The sequence below is a fragment of the Azonexus hydrophilus genome (assembly GCF_038368255.1).
GTDB lineage: Bacteria > Pseudomonadota > Gammaproteobacteria > Burkholderiales > Rhodocyclaceae > Azonexus > Azonexus hydrophilus.
This window is the reverse complement of sequence record NZ_CP151406.1, coordinates 953,716-968,118: the sequence shown is the minus strand read 5'-3', so window position 1 is coordinate 968,118 and position 14,403 is coordinate 953,716. Positions and strand designations below refer to the sequence as shown.

12 protein-coding genes, 2 tRNA genes and 3 rRNA genes are annotated in these 14,403 nt (G+C 56.2%); 4 read left to right on the top strand and 13 right to left on the bottom strand.

Going from position 1 to position 14,403, the window contains the following annotated elements; translation table 11 throughout:
- Nucleotides 1-40: 40 nt before the first annotated feature.
- Together AADV58_RS04700 and AADV58_RS04695 are read left to right on the top strand one after the other, a co-directional pair.
- Complete coding sequence (locus tag AADV58_RS04700; protein ID WP_341744190.1) at nt 41-1,144, top strand: HD domain-containing phosphohydrolase; 1,104 nt, start codon at nt 41-43, stop codon at nt 1,142-1,144.
- Entirely contained in the window at nt 1,144-1,902 is a 759-nt protein-coding gene (locus AADV58_RS04695; protein ID WP_341744189.1) for a tRNA threonylcarbamoyladenosine dehydratase, read from the top strand. The genes AADV58_RS04700 and AADV58_RS04695 overlap by 1 nt, the downstream gene beginning before the upstream one ends.
- Nucleotide 1,903: 1 nt before the next feature.
- On the opposite strand, the gene AADV58_RS04690 is transcribed toward AADV58_RS04695, so the two are convergent.
- The 6 genes from AADV58_RS04690 to AADV58_RS04665 form a co-directional block, all read right to left on the bottom strand.
- A complete protein-coding gene (locus tag AADV58_RS04690; protein ID WP_341744188.1) occupies nt 1,904-2,851 on the bottom strand; it encodes an MBL fold metallo-hydrolase in 948 nt (315 codons plus the stop codon).
- Between the two features lie 96 nt (nt 2,852-2,947).
- Nucleotides 2,948-3,060, bottom strand: a 5S ribosomal RNA gene (gene rrf / locus AADV58_RS04685).
- A 104-nt stretch (nt 3,061-3,164) separates the two neighbouring features.
- Nucleotides 3,165-6,046 (bottom strand): 23S ribosomal RNA (locus tag AADV58_RS04680).
- 208 nt (nt 6,047-6,254) lie between these two features.
- Nucleotides 6,255-6,330 (bottom strand) — tRNA-Ala (locus tag AADV58_RS04675).
- A gap of 10 nt (nt 6,331-6,340) precedes the next feature.
- Nucleotides 6,341-6,417, bottom strand: a tRNA-Ile gene (locus AADV58_RS04670).
- Between the two features lie 59 nt (nt 6,418-6,476).
- Nucleotides 6,477-8,014 (bottom strand): 16S ribosomal RNA (locus tag AADV58_RS04665).
- The 16S, 23S and 5S rRNA genes sit together here with 2 tRNA genes alongside, the layout of an rRNA operon.
- A gap of 532 nt (nt 8,015-8,546) precedes the next feature.
- Between AADV58_RS04665 and AADV58_RS04660 the strand changes: the two genes are divergently transcribed.
- Nucleotides 8,547-9,773 carry a M23 family metallopeptidase gene (locus AADV58_RS04660; protein WP_043421188.1) on the top strand — a complete coding sequence of 409 codons (1,227 nt, stop codon included), beginning with the start codon at nt 8,547-8,549 and terminating at the stop codon, nt 9,771-9,773.
- 45 nt (nt 9,774-9,818) lie between these two features.
- Here AADV58_RS04660 and erpA read toward each other — a convergent pair whose 3' ends face one another.
- From erpA to rplM, 5 genes are all read right to left on the bottom strand, one after another.
- Entirely contained in the window at nt 9,819-10,169 is a 351-nt protein-coding gene (gene erpA, locus AADV58_RS04655) for an iron-sulfur cluster insertion protein ErpA (RefSeq protein WP_028994956.1), read from the bottom strand.
- 32 nt (nt 10,170-10,201) lie between these two features.
- Nucleotides 10,202-10,603 (bottom strand): bactofilin family protein, encoded by a 402-nt coding sequence (locus tag AADV58_RS04650; protein ID WP_028994955.1) that lies wholly within the window; start codon nt 10,601-10,603, stop codon nt 10,202-10,204.
- A gap of 42 nt (nt 10,604-10,645) precedes the next feature.
- Nucleotides 10,646-11,362 (bottom strand): DUF6776 family protein, encoded by a 717-nt coding sequence (locus AADV58_RS04645; RefSeq protein ID WP_157272468.1) that lies wholly within the window; start codon nt 11,360-11,362, stop codon nt 10,646-10,648.
- Between the two features lie 150 nt (nt 11,363-11,512).
- Entirely contained in the window at nt 11,513-11,905 is a 393-nt protein-coding gene (gene rpsI, locus AADV58_RS04640) for a 30S ribosomal protein S9 (RefSeq protein ID WP_028994953.1), read from the bottom strand.
- Between the two features lie 9 nt (nt 11,906-11,914).
- Nucleotides 11,915-12,343 carry a 50S ribosomal protein L13 gene (gene rplM, locus AADV58_RS04635; RefSeq protein ID WP_028994952.1) on the bottom strand — a complete coding sequence of 143 codons (429 nt, stop codon included), beginning with the start codon at nt 12,341-12,343 and terminating at the stop codon, nt 11,915-11,917.
- A gap of 489 nt (nt 12,344-12,832) precedes the next feature.
- On the opposite strand from rplM, the gene AADV58_RS04630 reads away from it, so the two are divergent.
- Nucleotides 12,833-13,258, top strand: a complete 426-nt coding sequence (locus AADV58_RS04630; protein WP_028994951.1) for an OsmC family protein — start codon at nt 12,833-12,835, stop codon at nt 13,256-13,258.
- A gap of 1 nt (nt 13,259) precedes the next feature.
- Here AADV58_RS04630 and coq7 read toward each other — a convergent pair whose 3' ends face one another.
- The gene (coq7, locus tag AADV58_RS04625; RefSeq protein WP_341744187.1) at nt 13,260-13,883 is read right to left on the bottom strand and encodes a 2-polyprenyl-3-methyl-6-methoxy-1,4-benzoquinone monooxygenase; all 624 of its coding nucleotides are present in this window, start codon (nt 13,881-13,883) and stop codon (nt 13,260-13,262) included.
- A 4-nt stretch (nt 13,884-13,887) separates the two neighbouring features.
- Entirely contained in the window at nt 13,888-14,403 is a 516-nt protein-coding gene (locus AADV58_RS04620) for a CNP1-like family protein (RefSeq protein WP_043421186.1), read from the bottom strand.

Below are 14,403 nucleotides of genomic sequence, written 5' to 3'. Positions count from 1 at the left end.
TGCTAAACTCGTGCTCATCAAAAAAGACGGGGAGACGGGGATGGACATTCGCGCGATCATTTCGCCAACGGTGCAGGATCGGGAAGCACTGGAAGAGTTTGCCGATGTACTGACCGACCGTGCCCCCGAGGTCGAGCGCGATGTGGCCCGACTGAAGAAGTCGCAAGGCGATAGGGAACTGACCGCCGACCTCTTTCGCGCCATCCACAACATCAAGGGCGATGCCGCCCTGTGCAAATTCGAGCTCGGGATCGCCATCGCCCATCCCATCGAGTCGATGATGTCTCGTTTCCGGGAAGGCGAAATCGTCTTTTCGGACTTGCTGGCCGAATTGATCCTGCTGGCCATCGACCGACTGGAACTGGCCACCGACGCGATACTTTCACGCAAGCCGCTGGAAAACCTGCGGCTGCTTGATTTGGTCCAGGGCCTGGACAAACTCGCGCTGGCCAGCGCCGACAAGGTCGACCTGCGCTGCGCGGAACTGATCGAGGCCGTGACCGGTTTCCCGCCGGTGATCACCGGCATGTCCAGCCGAGCCCCCAAGCTGGCCACGCCCAAGGTCGAACAAGTCAACGCCAGCGAAGACCTGCAGTTCTTCCGCTCGCTGGCCATGCAGTTCGAAAGCCGCTCGCCGCTATTCAAGGGACGCACGATGCGCATCCTGCGGCTGGCGCTGGAAACCAACAAGGCCGGCGACAACCTGATCGATCCGATACAACTGGAAGCCGCCGTCTATCTCCACGATGTCGGGATGATGCTGCTGCCCGAGGCCACCTGGCTCAAGGTCGGCAAGCTGACCGACGCCGACAAGGCGCTGCTGCGCAATCACCCCGGCTACGCGGCCGGCCTGCTGCAACGCATGAGCGGCTGGGAAGAAGCGGCACGCATGGTCGCCCAGCACCACGAAATGCCCGATGGTGGCGGTTACCCGAATCAACTCAAGCAAGCGGACATCTGCCCCGGCGCCAAGATACTGGCCATCGTCGACGCCTTCGAGGCGGTCATGCTCAAGCACATACACCGCGGCAAGAACCGCTCCGTACTGCGGGCCATTGCCGAAATCAACGCCTGTGACAAACAGTTCGCCCCGGAGTGGATCGCCCCGTTCAATGCCGTGATCCGCAAGACAATCGAAAGCTGATGAGTAACGAAGACAATCGCCGCTTCGGCGGCATTGCGCGCCTCTATGGCAGCGCCGCCTACCAGCGCCTGCGCGCCGCTCACGTCTGCGTGGTCGGCATTGGCGGGGTCGGTTCATGGGTCGCCGAAGCCCTGGCCAGAACAGCCGTCGGCAGGCTGACCCTGATCGATCTGGACATGGTGGCCGAATCCAACACCAACCGCCAGATTCACGCGCTCGAACCGGTGTTCGGCAAGGCCAAGGTCGATGCCATGGCTGAGCGCATCGCGCAGATCAATCCCGAGTGCGTGATTCAATGCATCGAGGACTTCGTCACCGTCGACAACATGGAAACCACCCTCGGCGGGAGCTTTGACGTCGTCGTCGACGCCATCGACCAGGCGCGCGTCAAAACCGCGATGATCGATTTCTGCAAGCGACGGAAACAGCCGATTGTGGTCGTCGGCGCGGCCGGCGGCCAGATCGACCCGACCCAGATTCGCGTCAGCGATCTCAGCCAGACCGTTCAGGATCCTTTGCTGGCCAAGGTCCGGGCCAGCTTGCGGCGGGAACACGGCTTTCCCCGTCAGGGAAAATTCGGCATTCCCGCCGTTTATTCAACGGAAGCGCTGCGCTACCCGGACAAAGGTGCCAGCTGCGACGTCGGCAGCGGGCCGGCGGGTTTGAACTGCGCCGGCTTCGGCTCCTCGGTCTGCGTCACCTCGGTCTTCGGCATGGCCGCCGCCAGTCACGCCATCGGGCTGATCACCGGCAAGTGAGTCAGGCGGCGCGCTGATCCAGCCAGACGCCCAGCCCCTGCGCATTGAGTTCCAGGTCGGTCGCCCAGATATCGAGGATGGCCTGATCGGACAGCCGGCAACCGTGCTGGCGCAAGGCGCCGAACAGGTAATCGGTCATCCCCTGCTTGATCCGTGCGTGGCGAGCTTCGCCCGCATTGGCTTCGCGCTCGGCCAGGGCCACCAGGGAATCGAGATGCAGCAGCAGTTCCGCAGCCCGAGCGGCAACATCGGGAACCTGGCCGTAATGCGTCAGATACATCGCCTGCGGCTCGAACGAGAGCAAGCGCTCGACCGAACGACGCATTTCTTCCGGCTCGAATTGCGTTGGCGTCGTCGTCGGGAAAATGAACTGGCGCTGCCCGACATCGAGTTCGCGATAGGAAAGTCCGAACATGTCGCCCGTGAAAATCGCACCGGCTTGGCGATCGACGATACAGATATGGTGGCGCGCATGCCCCGGTGTATCGAGACAGAGGAGTTCGCGGCCGGCCAGTGAAAAGACATGACCGTCGGCAGCTTCGATGATGCGCTCCTTGGCGATGGGAATGATTTCCCCATAGACCCGTTGCACGTATTCGGGACCGTACACGGCCGACACGCCCGCCACCAGCTTGGCCGGCTCGGCCATGTGACGCGCGCCCCGGGGATGCACGACCAGCTTGGCATTCGGGAAGGCCTGCATCATCGCTCCGGCGCCGCCGGCGTGGTCAAGATGGATATGGGTCAGCACCACATAATCGACTGCCGTCTCATCGAGCCCGAGACGGGTTAGGGCTGCCCTGGCGTTGGCTAGCGAATCGTTGCTGCCGGTATCGATGAAAGCAACCCGGCCGTTCTCGACAACCATGTGGATCGCCGCCAGAATCGGCCGCACATAACCCGCATCGAAAGCGATGATGCCGTTCCCGTAGTCGCGCCAGTCAAACATTCCATACTCCTCCGTATTGTCTGAAGTGACGATTATACGGCGACAGAAACGCAAAAACCCCCTCAGTGTTTTCTGAGGGGGTTTTGGTATTGGGTAGCCTGGCGGTGACCTACTTTCGCGAGCGGAAGCTCACTATCATTGGCGCTCATCTGTTTCACGGTCCTGTTCGGGAAGGGAAGGGGTGGGTCCAGAAGGCTATTGCCGCCAAGCGTAACTTGTATGTTCGTCGCGGGTTGAGTCGCGCCGAACGCAAAATGGTAGAAGGTTGATGTTGTGACTGCGGTATGAGTTTGCTGCAGTGTTACAAGGTTATAGGATCAAGCCGCACGGGCAATTAGTATCAGTTAGCTTAACGCATTACTGCGCTTCCACACCTGACCTATCAACGTCGTGGTCTTCGACGACCCTTTAGGGAGTTCAAGACTCCGGGAAATCTTATCTTAAGGCGAGTTTCACGCTTAGATGCTTTCAGCGTTTATCTCTTCCGAACATAGCTACCCGGCGATACGACTGGCGTCATAACCGGTACACCAGAGGTTCGTCCACTCCGGTCCTCTCGTACTAGGAGCAGCCCCCTTCAAATTTCCAGCGCCCACGGCAGATAGGGACCAAACTGTCTCACGACGTTTTAAACCCAGCTCACGTACCTCTTTAAATGGCGAACAGCCATACCCTTGGGACCGGCTACAGCCCCAGGATGAGATGAGCCGACATCGAGGTGCCAAACACCGCCGTCGATATGAACTCTTGGGCGGTATCAGCCTGTTATCCCCAGAGTACCTTTTATCCGTTGAGCGATGGCCCTTCCATACAGAACCACCGGATCACTATGACCTGCTTTCGCACCTGCTCGACTTGTGGGTCTCGCAGTCAAGCACGCTTTTGCCATTGCACTTTATGGGCGATGTCCGACCGCCCTAAGCGTACCTTCGTACTCCTCCGTTACCTTTTGGGAGGAGACCGCCCCAGTCAAACTGCCTACCATGCACGGTCCCCGATCAGGATTCACTGATCAAGGTTAGAACCTCAAACAAATCAGGGTGGTATTTCAAGGACGACTCCACCGAAACTAGCGTTCCGGTTTCACAGTCTCCCACCTATCCTACACAAACCGGTTCAAAGTCCAATGCAAAGCTGCAGTAAAGGTTCATGGGGTCTTTCCGTCTTGCCGCGGGGAGATTGCATCTTCACAAACATTTCAACTTCGCTGAGTCTCAGGAGGAGACAGTGTGGCCATCGTTACGCCATTCGTGCAGGTCGGAACTTACCCGACAAGGAATTTCGCTACCTTAGGACCGTTATAGTTACGGCCGCCGTTTACTGGGACTTCGATCAAGGGCTTGCACCCCATCAATTAATCTTCCAGCACCGGGCAGGCGTCACACCCTATACGTCCACTTTCGTGTTTGCAGAGTGCTGTGTTTTTATTAAACAGTCGCAGCCACCATTTCACTGCAACCCCATCGGCCTTCGAGAGTAAATCTCTACAACCTACCGGGGCACACCTTCTCCCGAAGTTACGGTGTCAATTTGCCGAGTTCCTTCTCCTGAGTTCTCTCAAGCGCCTTAGAATTTTCATCCTGCCCACCTGTGTCGGTTTGCGGTACGGTCGAATCTAGACTGAAGCTTAGTGGCTTTTCCTGGAAGCATGGTATCAATCACTTCAGCACCGTAGTGCCTCGTCGTCACGCCTCAGCTTAGCCCCCCGGATTTGCCTAAGGGGCACGCCTACACGCTTAAACCAACTATTCCAACAGTTGGCTGACCTAACCTTCTCCGTCCCCACATCGCATCTAGAATCGGTACAGGAATATTGACCTGTTTCCCATCGACTACGCTTTTCAGCCTCGCCTTAGGGGCCGACTCACCCTACGCCGATGAACGTTGCGTAGGAAACCTTGGGCTTTCGGCGAGGGAGCTTTTCACTCCCTTTATCGCTACTCATGTCAGCATTCGCACTTCTGATATCTCCAGCATCCTTTACAAGACACCTTCACAGACCTACAGAACGCTCCCCTACCATATCCTTACGGATATCCGCAGCTTCGGTGCATGGTTTGAGCCCCGTTACATCTTCCGCGCAGGACGACTCGACTAGTGAGCTATTACGCTTTCTTTAAAGGGTGGCTGCTTCTAAGCCAACCTCCTAGCTGTCTATGCCTTCCCACTTCGTTTCCCACTTAACCATGTCTTGGGGACCTTAGCTGGCGGTCTGGGTTGTTTCCCTCTTGACAATGGACGTTAGCACCCACTGTCTGTCTGCCTTGCTCGCACTTGACGGTATTCAGAGTTTGCCATGGTTTGGTAAGTCGCGATGACCCCCTAGCCATAACAGTGCTTTACCCCCGTCAGTGATACAAGACGCACTACCTAAATAGTTTTCGGGGAGAACCAGCTATTTCCAAGTTTGTTTAGCCTTTCACCCCTATCCACAGCTCATCCCCTAACTTTTCAACGTTAGTGGGTTCGGACCTCCAGTACCTGTTACGGCACCTTCATCCTGGCCATGGATAGATCACTTGGTTTCGGGTCTACGCCGTGCTACTCAACGCCCTTATCAGACTCGCTTTCGCTACGCCTTCCCTATTCGGTTAAGCTCGCAACACAACGTAAGTCGCTGACCCATTATACAAAAGGTACGCAGTCACCCCACAAGGAGGCTCCCACTGTTTGTATGCATGCGGTTTCAGGTTCTATTTCACTCCCCTCCCGGGGTTCTTTTCGCCTTTCCCTCACGGTACTGGTTCACTATCGGTCGATCACGAGTATTTAGCCTTGGAGGATGGTCCCCCCATGTTCAGACAAGGTTTCACGTGCCCCGCCCTACTTTTCGCTAACTTAGTACCACGGATCTGTTTTCGAGTACGGGGCTATCACCCACTACGGCCGGACTTTCCATTCCGTTCTTCTAACAGTTCCGCTATCACTAGCAGGCTCTTCCCCATTCGCTCGCCACTACTAGGGGAATCTCGGTTGATTTCTTTTCCTCCGGCTACTTAGATGTTTCAGTTCGCCGGGTTCGCCTCGCTTACCTATGTATTCAGTAAGCGATACCTCAAAGAGGTGGGTTTCCCCATTCGGATATCGGGGGATCAAAGCTTCATTGCCAGCTCCCCCCCGCTTTTCGCAGGCTTGCACGTCCTTCATCGCCTGTGATCGCCAAGGCATCCACCACATGCACTTAGTCGCTTGATCCTATAACCTTGTGTTCTCTTTCGAGAACGGCTACAGGCAAACTCATATTTGTGCTGTCTCATTTCGGCTAGAAATGAGAACAGATGCAATCACAACGTGTATCAGCAGCTCATCACTGCGATACACAACCTTCTTCCATTTTGTTAAAGAACGTAGCAATTGGTTGCCCAAAAGCCAAAGATAAACATCGCTGCTTATCTTTAGGTTTTGGTGGAGGATGACGGGATCGAACCGACGACCCCCTGCTTGCAAAGCAGGTGCTCTCCCAGCTGAGCTAATCCCCCGTGGTGACGTTGGTGGGTCTGGTTGGAATCGAACCAACGACCCCCGCCTTATCAAGACGGTGCTCTAACCGACTGAGCTACAGACCCTCGTCTGTTTGCTACTTCTGAACAACCGATAGGTTGTGGGTGCCAGGATGCTTCTCTAGAAAGGAGGTGATCCAGCCGCAGGTTCCCCTACGGCTACCTTGTTACGACTTCACCCCAGTCACGAACCCCGCCGTGGTAAGCGCCCTCCTTGCGGTTAGGCTACCCACTTCTGGCGGAACCCGCTCCCATGGTGTGACGGGCGGTGTGTACAAGACCCGGGAACGTATTCACCGCGACATGCTGATCCGCGATTACTAGCGATTCCGACTTCATGCAGGCGAGTTGCAGCCTACAATCCGGACTACGATCGGCTTTCTGGGATTGGCTCCACCTCGCGGCTTGGCAACCCTCTGTACCGACCATTGTATGACGTGTGAAGCCCTACCCATAAGGGCCATGAGGACTTGACGTCATCCCCACCTTCCTCCGGTTTGTCACCGGCAGTCTCGTTAAAGTGCCCAACCAAATGATGGCAATTAACGACAAGGGTTGCGCTCGTTGCGGGACTTAACCCAACATCTCACGACACGAGCTGACGACAGCCATGCAGCACCTGTGTCCAGGCTCCCTTTCGGGCACCAAGCCATCTCTGGCAAGTTCCTGGCATGTCAAGGGTAGGTAAGGTTTTTCGCGTTGCATCGAATTAATCCACATCATCCACCGCTTGTGCGGGTCCCCGTCAATTCCTTTGAGTTTTAACCTTGCGGCCGTACTCCCCAGGCGGTCAACTTCACGCGTTAGCTCCGTTACTAAAAGGTTTTACCCTCCCAACAACTAGTTGACATCGTTTAGGGCGTGGACTACCAGGGTATCTAATCCTGTTTGCTCCCCACGCTTTCGTGCATGAGCGTCAGTATTGGCCCAGGGGGCTGCCTTCGCCATCGGTGTTCCTCCACATCTCTACGCATTTCACTGCTACACGTGGAATTCCACCCCCCTCTGCCATACTCTAGTCTTCCAGTCATAAGCGCAGTTCCCAGGTTGAGCCCGGGGATTTCACGCCTATCTTAAAAAACCGCCTGCGCACGCTTTACGCCCAGTAATTCCGATTAACGCTCGCACCCTACGTATTACCGCGGCTGCTGGCACGTAGTTAGCCGGTGCTTCTTATTCCGGTACCGTCATCCACGCTGGGTATTAGCCAACGCGATTTCTTCCCGGCCGAAAGAGCTTTACAACCCGAAGGCCTTCTTCACTCACGCGGCATGGCTGGATCAGGGTTGCCCCCATTGTCCAAAATTCCCCACTGCTGCCTCCCGTAGGAGTCTGGACCGTGTCTCAGTTCCAGTGTGGCGGATCATCCTCTCAGACCCGCTACAGATCGTCGCCTTGGTAGGCCTTTACCCCACCAACTAGCTAATCTGACATCGGCCGCTCCGGGAGCACAAGGTCCGAAGATCCCCTGCTTTCCTGCGCACAGAATATGCGGTATTAGCTATCCTTTCGGATAGTTATCCCCCACTCCCGGGTACGTTCCGATGCATTACTCACCCGTTCGCCACTCGCCACCAGACCGAAGCCCGTGCTGCCGTTCGACTTGCATGTGTAAGGCATGCCGCCAGCGTTCAATCTGAGCCAGGATCAAACTCTTCAGTTCAATCCAACAAACTCGCAAATTCACTGACGGTAGATTTCTCTACCTCGATGGATCTCTCCATCTTATTTAGTGCGTTTGCCTTAATACATTTCGTGGCCGAAACCACTGCATCAAGACACCCACACCTATCGGTTGTCCAAACTTTTAAAGAGCATCGCCGCGCCAAATCAACACATCAATTCGTCTGCAGCAGAGAAGCGAGATTATGTAACACTTCCTCACCTCCGTCAAGCACTTCAGCAAAATTTCTTTCACCTCACCGCCTGCCTCACACCGCCGGAAACCCCGGCACCGCAAGGAAGGTGCGCATTCTACACACACCAAAAAATGCGTCAACACCTTTTTGAAAAGAAGATTCATCTTTTCCGATCGTCATCAACGAACATCACACTAAGCCCCTCTGTTAGAATGAAATTCGTTTTGCCATCCCGCCGCCTATCCAATGTTCAAATTCGGCTTTTCCGGCAGCTCTCCCTTATTGAGTGCCGGCCACACCAGACATCCACTATTACTTACACTGCTTGGCGCCAGCATGATCGCGGCCTTTGCGACCGCCCTTGCCGTCGCACCGGCTAACGACAACATCCCGCACCAAACGGTCATCGAGTCGCTACCTTCACCGATACCCGACCTTCTCGACAATACAGCGCATACGTTTTTCGCCGAAACCGTCATTCAGCGAGGCGACACCCTGCAGCGCATGCTTTCCCGCCTCAATATTGACGACAGCCAGGCAGTCGACTTTCTGAGAAACGCCCCTGAAGCTGCCCCGATCAGACAGGAGTTCATCGCCGGGCGGCGAGTCTCAGCCAGCGCCTCCGGTGACGGGAGTCTCATACAGCTGCATTTCCCACTCAACAGCCGGGACTCTGCCCTCACCATCAAGCGACTTGGCGACCATTTAGAAGCAACTCTTGTTGCCGATCGCCCTGAAATTCACCTGACGACCAAAAGCGCACAGATAGAGTATTCGCTCTTTGGGGCCACCGACGCAGCCGGCATCCCGGACGCAATCGCCATTCAACTGGCAGAGATATTCAGCAGCGAAATCGACTTCCACACCGATCTGCGCAAAGGTGACCGTTTTTCCGTCACCTACGAGACTCGTCACCAGGAAGGACAACCGACGCGCAGCGGACGTATCATCGCCGCAGAATTCATCAATGCCGGACAAGTCTACCGGGCACTCTGGCATGACCATGGCGATGATCGAGGCAGCTACCTGACACCGGACGGCAAACCACTGCAGAAGGCCTTTCTTCGCTCCCCGCTTGAGTTTTCCCGAATCAGCTCCGGTTTCAGCCGCCGCTTCCACCCCATCCTGCAAACATGGCGCGCCCATCAAGGGGTCGACTACGCGGCCCCCACCGGCACCCCGATCCGGGCGACCGCCAATGCCACGGTGGATTTTGTCGGAAAACAGAATGGCTACGGCAATGTGATCATCCTCAAGCACGACGACAAGCACACCACCCTCTACGCCCACCTCTCGCGCTTCGGCAGTGGAATTCGCAAGGGCCAGCGCGTCGGACAAGGCCAAACCATTGGTTACGTTGGCCAAACCGGCTGGGCTACCGGCCCACATCTACATTACGAGTTCCGCATCAACAACAAACCAGTGAATCCGCTATCGGCAAAGATCCCGGTGCTCGCCCCCAGCCTCTCAGCTGCTGAGCTGAGCGCATTCAGAACCGCCAGCCAACCGCACCTGGCCTTGCTTGAACGAATGCATCATTCTGAAATCGTCTACATGGAATAAAAAAAGGGGCCTTGAGCCCCTTTGTTATTCCATCTTTTCGAGAAATCAGGCGGAAAACGATGAGCCACAGCCACAGGTGGAAGTCGCATTGGGATTGCGGATCACAAATTGCGATCCCTCCAGGCCTTCGGTGTAATCGATTTCGGCACCAACGAGATACTGGTAGCTCATCGGATCAATCAACAACTGCACACCATTCTTCTCCATGGTGGTGTCGTCTTCGGCCACTTCCTCATCAAAGGTGAAGCCGTACTGGAAACCGGAACAACCGCCGCCAGTCACGAAGACCCGCAACTTGAGGCCAGCGTTTCCTTCTTCTTCGATCAGTTCCTTGACCTTGTTCGCCGCGCTATCCGTGAAGACGATGGGCGCCAGGTTTTCTACAGCAGCATTCATGAATCACTCCTAAAGATTCGTTTGTACGTGGTTTAGTCCGCGATCGGCGGTATTGGTTCCTGCTGAGGGGATTTCTCATACACCAAGCGACCTTCGATGACCGCCCCTTGATGCATTTCAATCGACTCGTATGCCACATCCCCGACAATTCTTGCCTTGGGTTGCATTTCCAGCGTCTCGGTGACAGTGACCGGACCGACAATCGTCCCGTTCAAAACGAGATGCGCAACCGACACCGCGCCTTCGATGCGCGCCTGATCACTGACGACCAGGGTAGACGACGAGGCACCGGAAACAGCTTCCACGCAACCGCGCACTTCGCCGTCAACCCTCAAGCCTCCGCTGAAGCGCACCTTGCCTTCAATACAAGTCCCGACACCTATCAGGCTATCAATCCTGGCCTGTGCTCCGGCGGGTGGTTTTTTTCCAAACATCCAGCCTCCTTTGTAACGCCCGGCGCTACCACCATAAAACGATCAAATGACCGCCGCTTCCTTGGTCACGAGTTTACCATCCTGAAACAGGCGCACCTCGGCAGATACAAGAACTGCACCGCCAGGCAATTCAATCACGCCTTCGCGACGAAGGAAATGACGCACCTCAACAATTCCATCCTGCCCCGCCGGCAGCACAAGTTGCCGGGATTGAGCATCAGGGGCCTTGTATGTCACAACAACTTCGTAACGCCCCCGGAAACCAGCACCTCGCTGCACGGACTGATAGGCCAACAACAAGCGATAGCGGTAGCCGCCGCCGGCATTGCTCGATATGCGAAAGCTTTCGATCCTGATTTTGGCTTCCTGCCCGATCACGGGAATCAAGCGCTCGAAAATCAGCATATCCTCCTTGAGGGCCGAGTTCTCGGCCTCGAGCGACTGAATTCTGGTGAGCAGCTGCTGCTGCGCCGCACGCTCAATACTGACTGCATTTTGACCGGTCCCGACGCTGGCGCGCAAAAGATCAAGTTCTGATTGCTGCACCCGGACCTGGTTCTGAAGCTCGGCCAACTGCCCGCCACCAAAACTGGCGGACTGAATGAACCATGCGGCAGCAAAGCCAATCGCCATCAGCAACACCCCGAAACCGACCAGCCATTGACGCGGCAACTCACTGCGCACAACGACACGCGGTGCGGATATACCGAATCGACGACGGAATCTTTTGAAACGCAGGCTTACTGCGGGTGTGTGCATCCGATGGAACTCATGGTTGATACGAAATGCGCAAGCTTGCGCATATTCCAGAAGAGCAGCAAAGGCACCCCGGATGAGCGTCAGATGATAACACCCGAACCCCGGAAACGAAAAAGCCGCCCAAAGGCGGCTTTCTGAACAGCGTAGCGCTTAGCGCTTGGAGAACTGCTTCCGGCGACGGGCCTTGTGGAAGCCAACTTTCTTACGTTCGACTTCACGTGCGTCGCGGGTCACGAAACCAGCCTTGGACAGTGCCGGCTTGAGCGCAGCATCGTATTCGATCAGGGCACGCGTGATGCCATGACGAACTGCACCAGCCTGACCCGATTCGCCACCACCAGTGACGTTGACCTTGATATCGAAGCCAGCCAGTTGCTCAACCAGCGCCAGCGGCTGACGAACGATCATGCGGCCGGTTTCGCGAGAAAAGAACTGGTCGACCGGCTTGCCATTGACAACGATGACGCCAGAACCACGCTTCATGAAAACACGAGCAACGGCGCTCTTACGACGACCGGTACCGTAGAAATAAGCTTCAGCCATGATATCCCCTTAGATTTCCAGAGCCTTCGGCTGCTGGGCAGTGTGAGGATGCTGGTCACCGGCGTAGCACTTGAGCTTCTTCAGCATGGCGTAGCCCAGCGGCCCCTTCGGCAACATGCCTTTGACGGCGGTTTCCAGAGCGCGACCCGGGAAACGTTGCTGCATCTTCTTGAAATTGGTTTCGTAGATACCGCCGGGATAACCGGAGTGACGGAAGTACTTCTTGTCGTCAGCCTTGTTACCGGTAACGGTGATCTTGTCGACGTTGGTAACGACGATGAAATCGCCGGTATCAACGTGCGGCGTGTAAATAGCCTTGTGCTTGCCACGCAGGCGGCGAGCAATTTCGGTAGCGAGGCGGCCGAGCACCTTGTCTGTGGCGTCTACCACAAACCACTCGCGCTTCACCTCATGTGGCTTGGCGGAAAACGTTTTCATGTGTGTGCCGTCCTGAAAAAATGGGCGCAGATTTGAGAAAGCCGTGGAGTGTAACCATAGACGAGCGCACTGTCAATCACCAAATCGGAGATAGAGCAAATACCCAGGCAAAAAAAACGCGGCTCGCTGAGCCGCGTTAAATCCACACCAAAGGAGGAGGGTGGAGGAGACAATCCTGAACCGAAGTCCAACTAACCAAAGCACTTCAGTTCGTACGGTTCCCATTTTGCCCAAAGTGCAAACATCGAGCAAGTGATTTTTGTGCGCCGCACAATGATTTGACCAATAAACATCTAAATTTAATTTATCCTAACTAACCAACTGTTAACTATGATTTATACAAACATCCAGTAAATAAGTATTGCTAAAAGTAATCCATGGCACCGCCCCGGGCAACCGCCCTGACTCGTTAGCAAATGCTGCATTGCAACATAGCGCCTTTCGACAAATCCTTTAGAATTGGCGCCTCAACTTACAGGAGCAAGCAGGATGGAGTGCACGGTCAGATGGATGGGTAGCGACGCAGGGATGTCGTTTGTCGCGGAAACAGGCAGCGGCCACACAGTCGTGATGGATGGCGCCCCCGAAGCCGGCGGCAGAAACCTTGCCCCGCGACCGATGGAACTACTACTGGCCGGCACTGGCGGCTGCACCGCCTTCGATGTCGTGATGATCCTGAAGAAAGGGCGGCACGCAGTTACCGCATGCGACGTCAGCCTCAGCGCTGAACGCGCAGAAACCGACCCCAAGGTGTTTACCCGGGTGCACTTCCATTACCGCGTCAAAGGCCAGCAACTGAAGCCCGAGGCAGTCGCGCGCGCAATTGAACTTTCCAAGGAAAAGTACTGCTCCGCTTCGATCATGCTGGCGCAATCCGCAGAAATAACCGCCGATTTCGAGATCGTGGAAGCTTAAGTCAGACGCGATAGGACAGGCCGGTCATCACCTTGGCCGTTGTCCGCATCCCGAGCCGGACCGGCTGCGGCAGGTCGACAGCCCCGTAACGGGTCGCCATTTCTGCGTGATTGATTTCATCCAGACGCATCTGCTCGACAATCGCACGCGATTTTGCATCGTTCTCCGGCAAAAGCGCCAGATGACTGTCGAGATGCGCTTCGACCTGGCGCTCCGTTTCCGCCAGGAACCCCAGATTCCACTTGTCGCCAAGCAGGCCGGCAGCCACCCCGATCGACAGTGAGCCGAGATACCAGAGCGGATTCAACACGCTCGTGCGCCCGCCCAATTCAGCGATCCGGCGTTCGGTCCACGCCAGATGCTCGGTTTCTTCATCGGCCGCCTTGCGCAAGGCATCGCGCACCTCAGGATCGCGCGAGGTGAGAGCCTGCCCCTGATACAGCGCCTGGGCACAGACCTCGCCACAATGATTGACACGCATCAGGCCAACAACGTGGCGCCGCTCCTCCGCATCCAGCGCGCAGTCCGGAATATCGTTGCCGGGCACAGGGCGCACTGTCGTCGCTGACGCAGCCAGCGTGCGCAAGGCGCGATCAAACTCAAGGATCAAGGCGTCAATCGACATAAAATCACCACGTCATGTTCGATGGATGTCCGCCCTTGTTGAGCGCATCCCTGGCTTCATCCGGCGTACGGACGATCACGCCCCCCGGGCAGAAATAATCGAGGAAGAGCGCGGCATGCTGGCGATTGGGCGCAATATTACGAATTTTCTCCCACGCCTCGTTGCGCGAAGGCGACCACGAACCGTCGCGCCTTGCCGATGCGTAGATGCGCTTTTCCCGGGAGGCACACCGCATTCCCTCGAAGGTCATGTTACGCGCCCCGCCCGGCGTTTCCACCAGAAGGACATAGCGAACCACACCATCCCCCCCGACCGTAATGGATGCCGGATCGACCAGAAAACGATTGCTTGCTGCCGCACTGACAAAAAACGCCTGCATGCCCTCCGCCGCAGGCACGGCCGGGAAAACCACCTCAGCCTCACGCCAGATCACCGGCTCTTCATCGAACGCAGAAGACGCCCAGGCACTCCCGGCAAGGCTGAGCAGGAAACCAAGGCAAAAAATATTCGGGCGTTTCAT

What these genes read in the sequence shown, in the direction of transcription:
- AADV58_RS04700 (WP_341744190.1), top strand. Translation starts at nt 41, where the DNA reads ATGGACATTCGCGCGATCATTTCGCCAACGGTGCAGGATCGGGAAGCA.
- AADV58_RS04695 (WP_341744189.1), top strand. Translation starts at nt 1,144, where the DNA reads ATGAGTAACGAAGACAATCGCCGCTTCGGCGGCATTGCGCGCCTCTAT.
- AADV58_RS04690 (WP_341744188.1), bottom strand. Translation starts at nt 2,851, where the DNA reads ATGTTTGACTGGCGCGACTACGGGAACGGCATCATCGCTTTCGATGCG.
- AADV58_RS04660 (WP_043421188.1), top strand. Translation starts at nt 8,547, where the DNA reads ATGATCGCGGCCTTTGCGACCGCCCTTGCCGTCGCACCGGCTAACGAC.
- erpA (WP_028994956.1), bottom strand. Translation starts at nt 10,169, where the DNA reads ATGAATGCTGCTGTAGAAAACCTGGCGCCCATCGTCTTCACGGATAGC.
- AADV58_RS04650 (WP_028994955.1), bottom strand. Translation starts at nt 10,603, where the DNA reads ATGTTTGGAAAAAAACCACCCGCCGGAGCACAGGCCAGGATTGATAGC.
- AADV58_RS04645 (WP_157272468.1), bottom strand. Translation starts at nt 11,362, where the DNA reads ATGCACACACCCGCAGTAAGCCTGCGTTTCAAAAGATTCCGTCGTCGA.
- rpsI (WP_028994953.1), bottom strand. Translation starts at nt 11,905, where the DNA reads ATGGCTGAAGCTTATTTCTACGGTACCGGTCGTCGTAAGAGCGCCGTT.
- rplM (WP_028994952.1), bottom strand. Translation starts at nt 12,343, where the DNA reads ATGAAAACGTTTTCCGCCAAGCCACATGAGGTGAAGCGCGAGTGGTTT.
- AADV58_RS04630 (WP_028994951.1), top strand. Translation starts at nt 12,833, where the DNA reads ATGGAGTGCACGGTCAGATGGATGGGTAGCGACGCAGGGATGTCGTTT.
- coq7 (WP_341744187.1), bottom strand. Translation starts at nt 13,883, where the DNA reads ATGTCGATTGACGCCTTGATCCTTGAGTTTGATCGCGCCTTGCGCACG.
- AADV58_RS04620 (WP_043421186.1), bottom strand. Translation starts at nt 14,403, where the DNA reads ATGAAACGCCCGAATATTTTTTGCCTTGGTTTCCTGCTCAGCCTTGCC.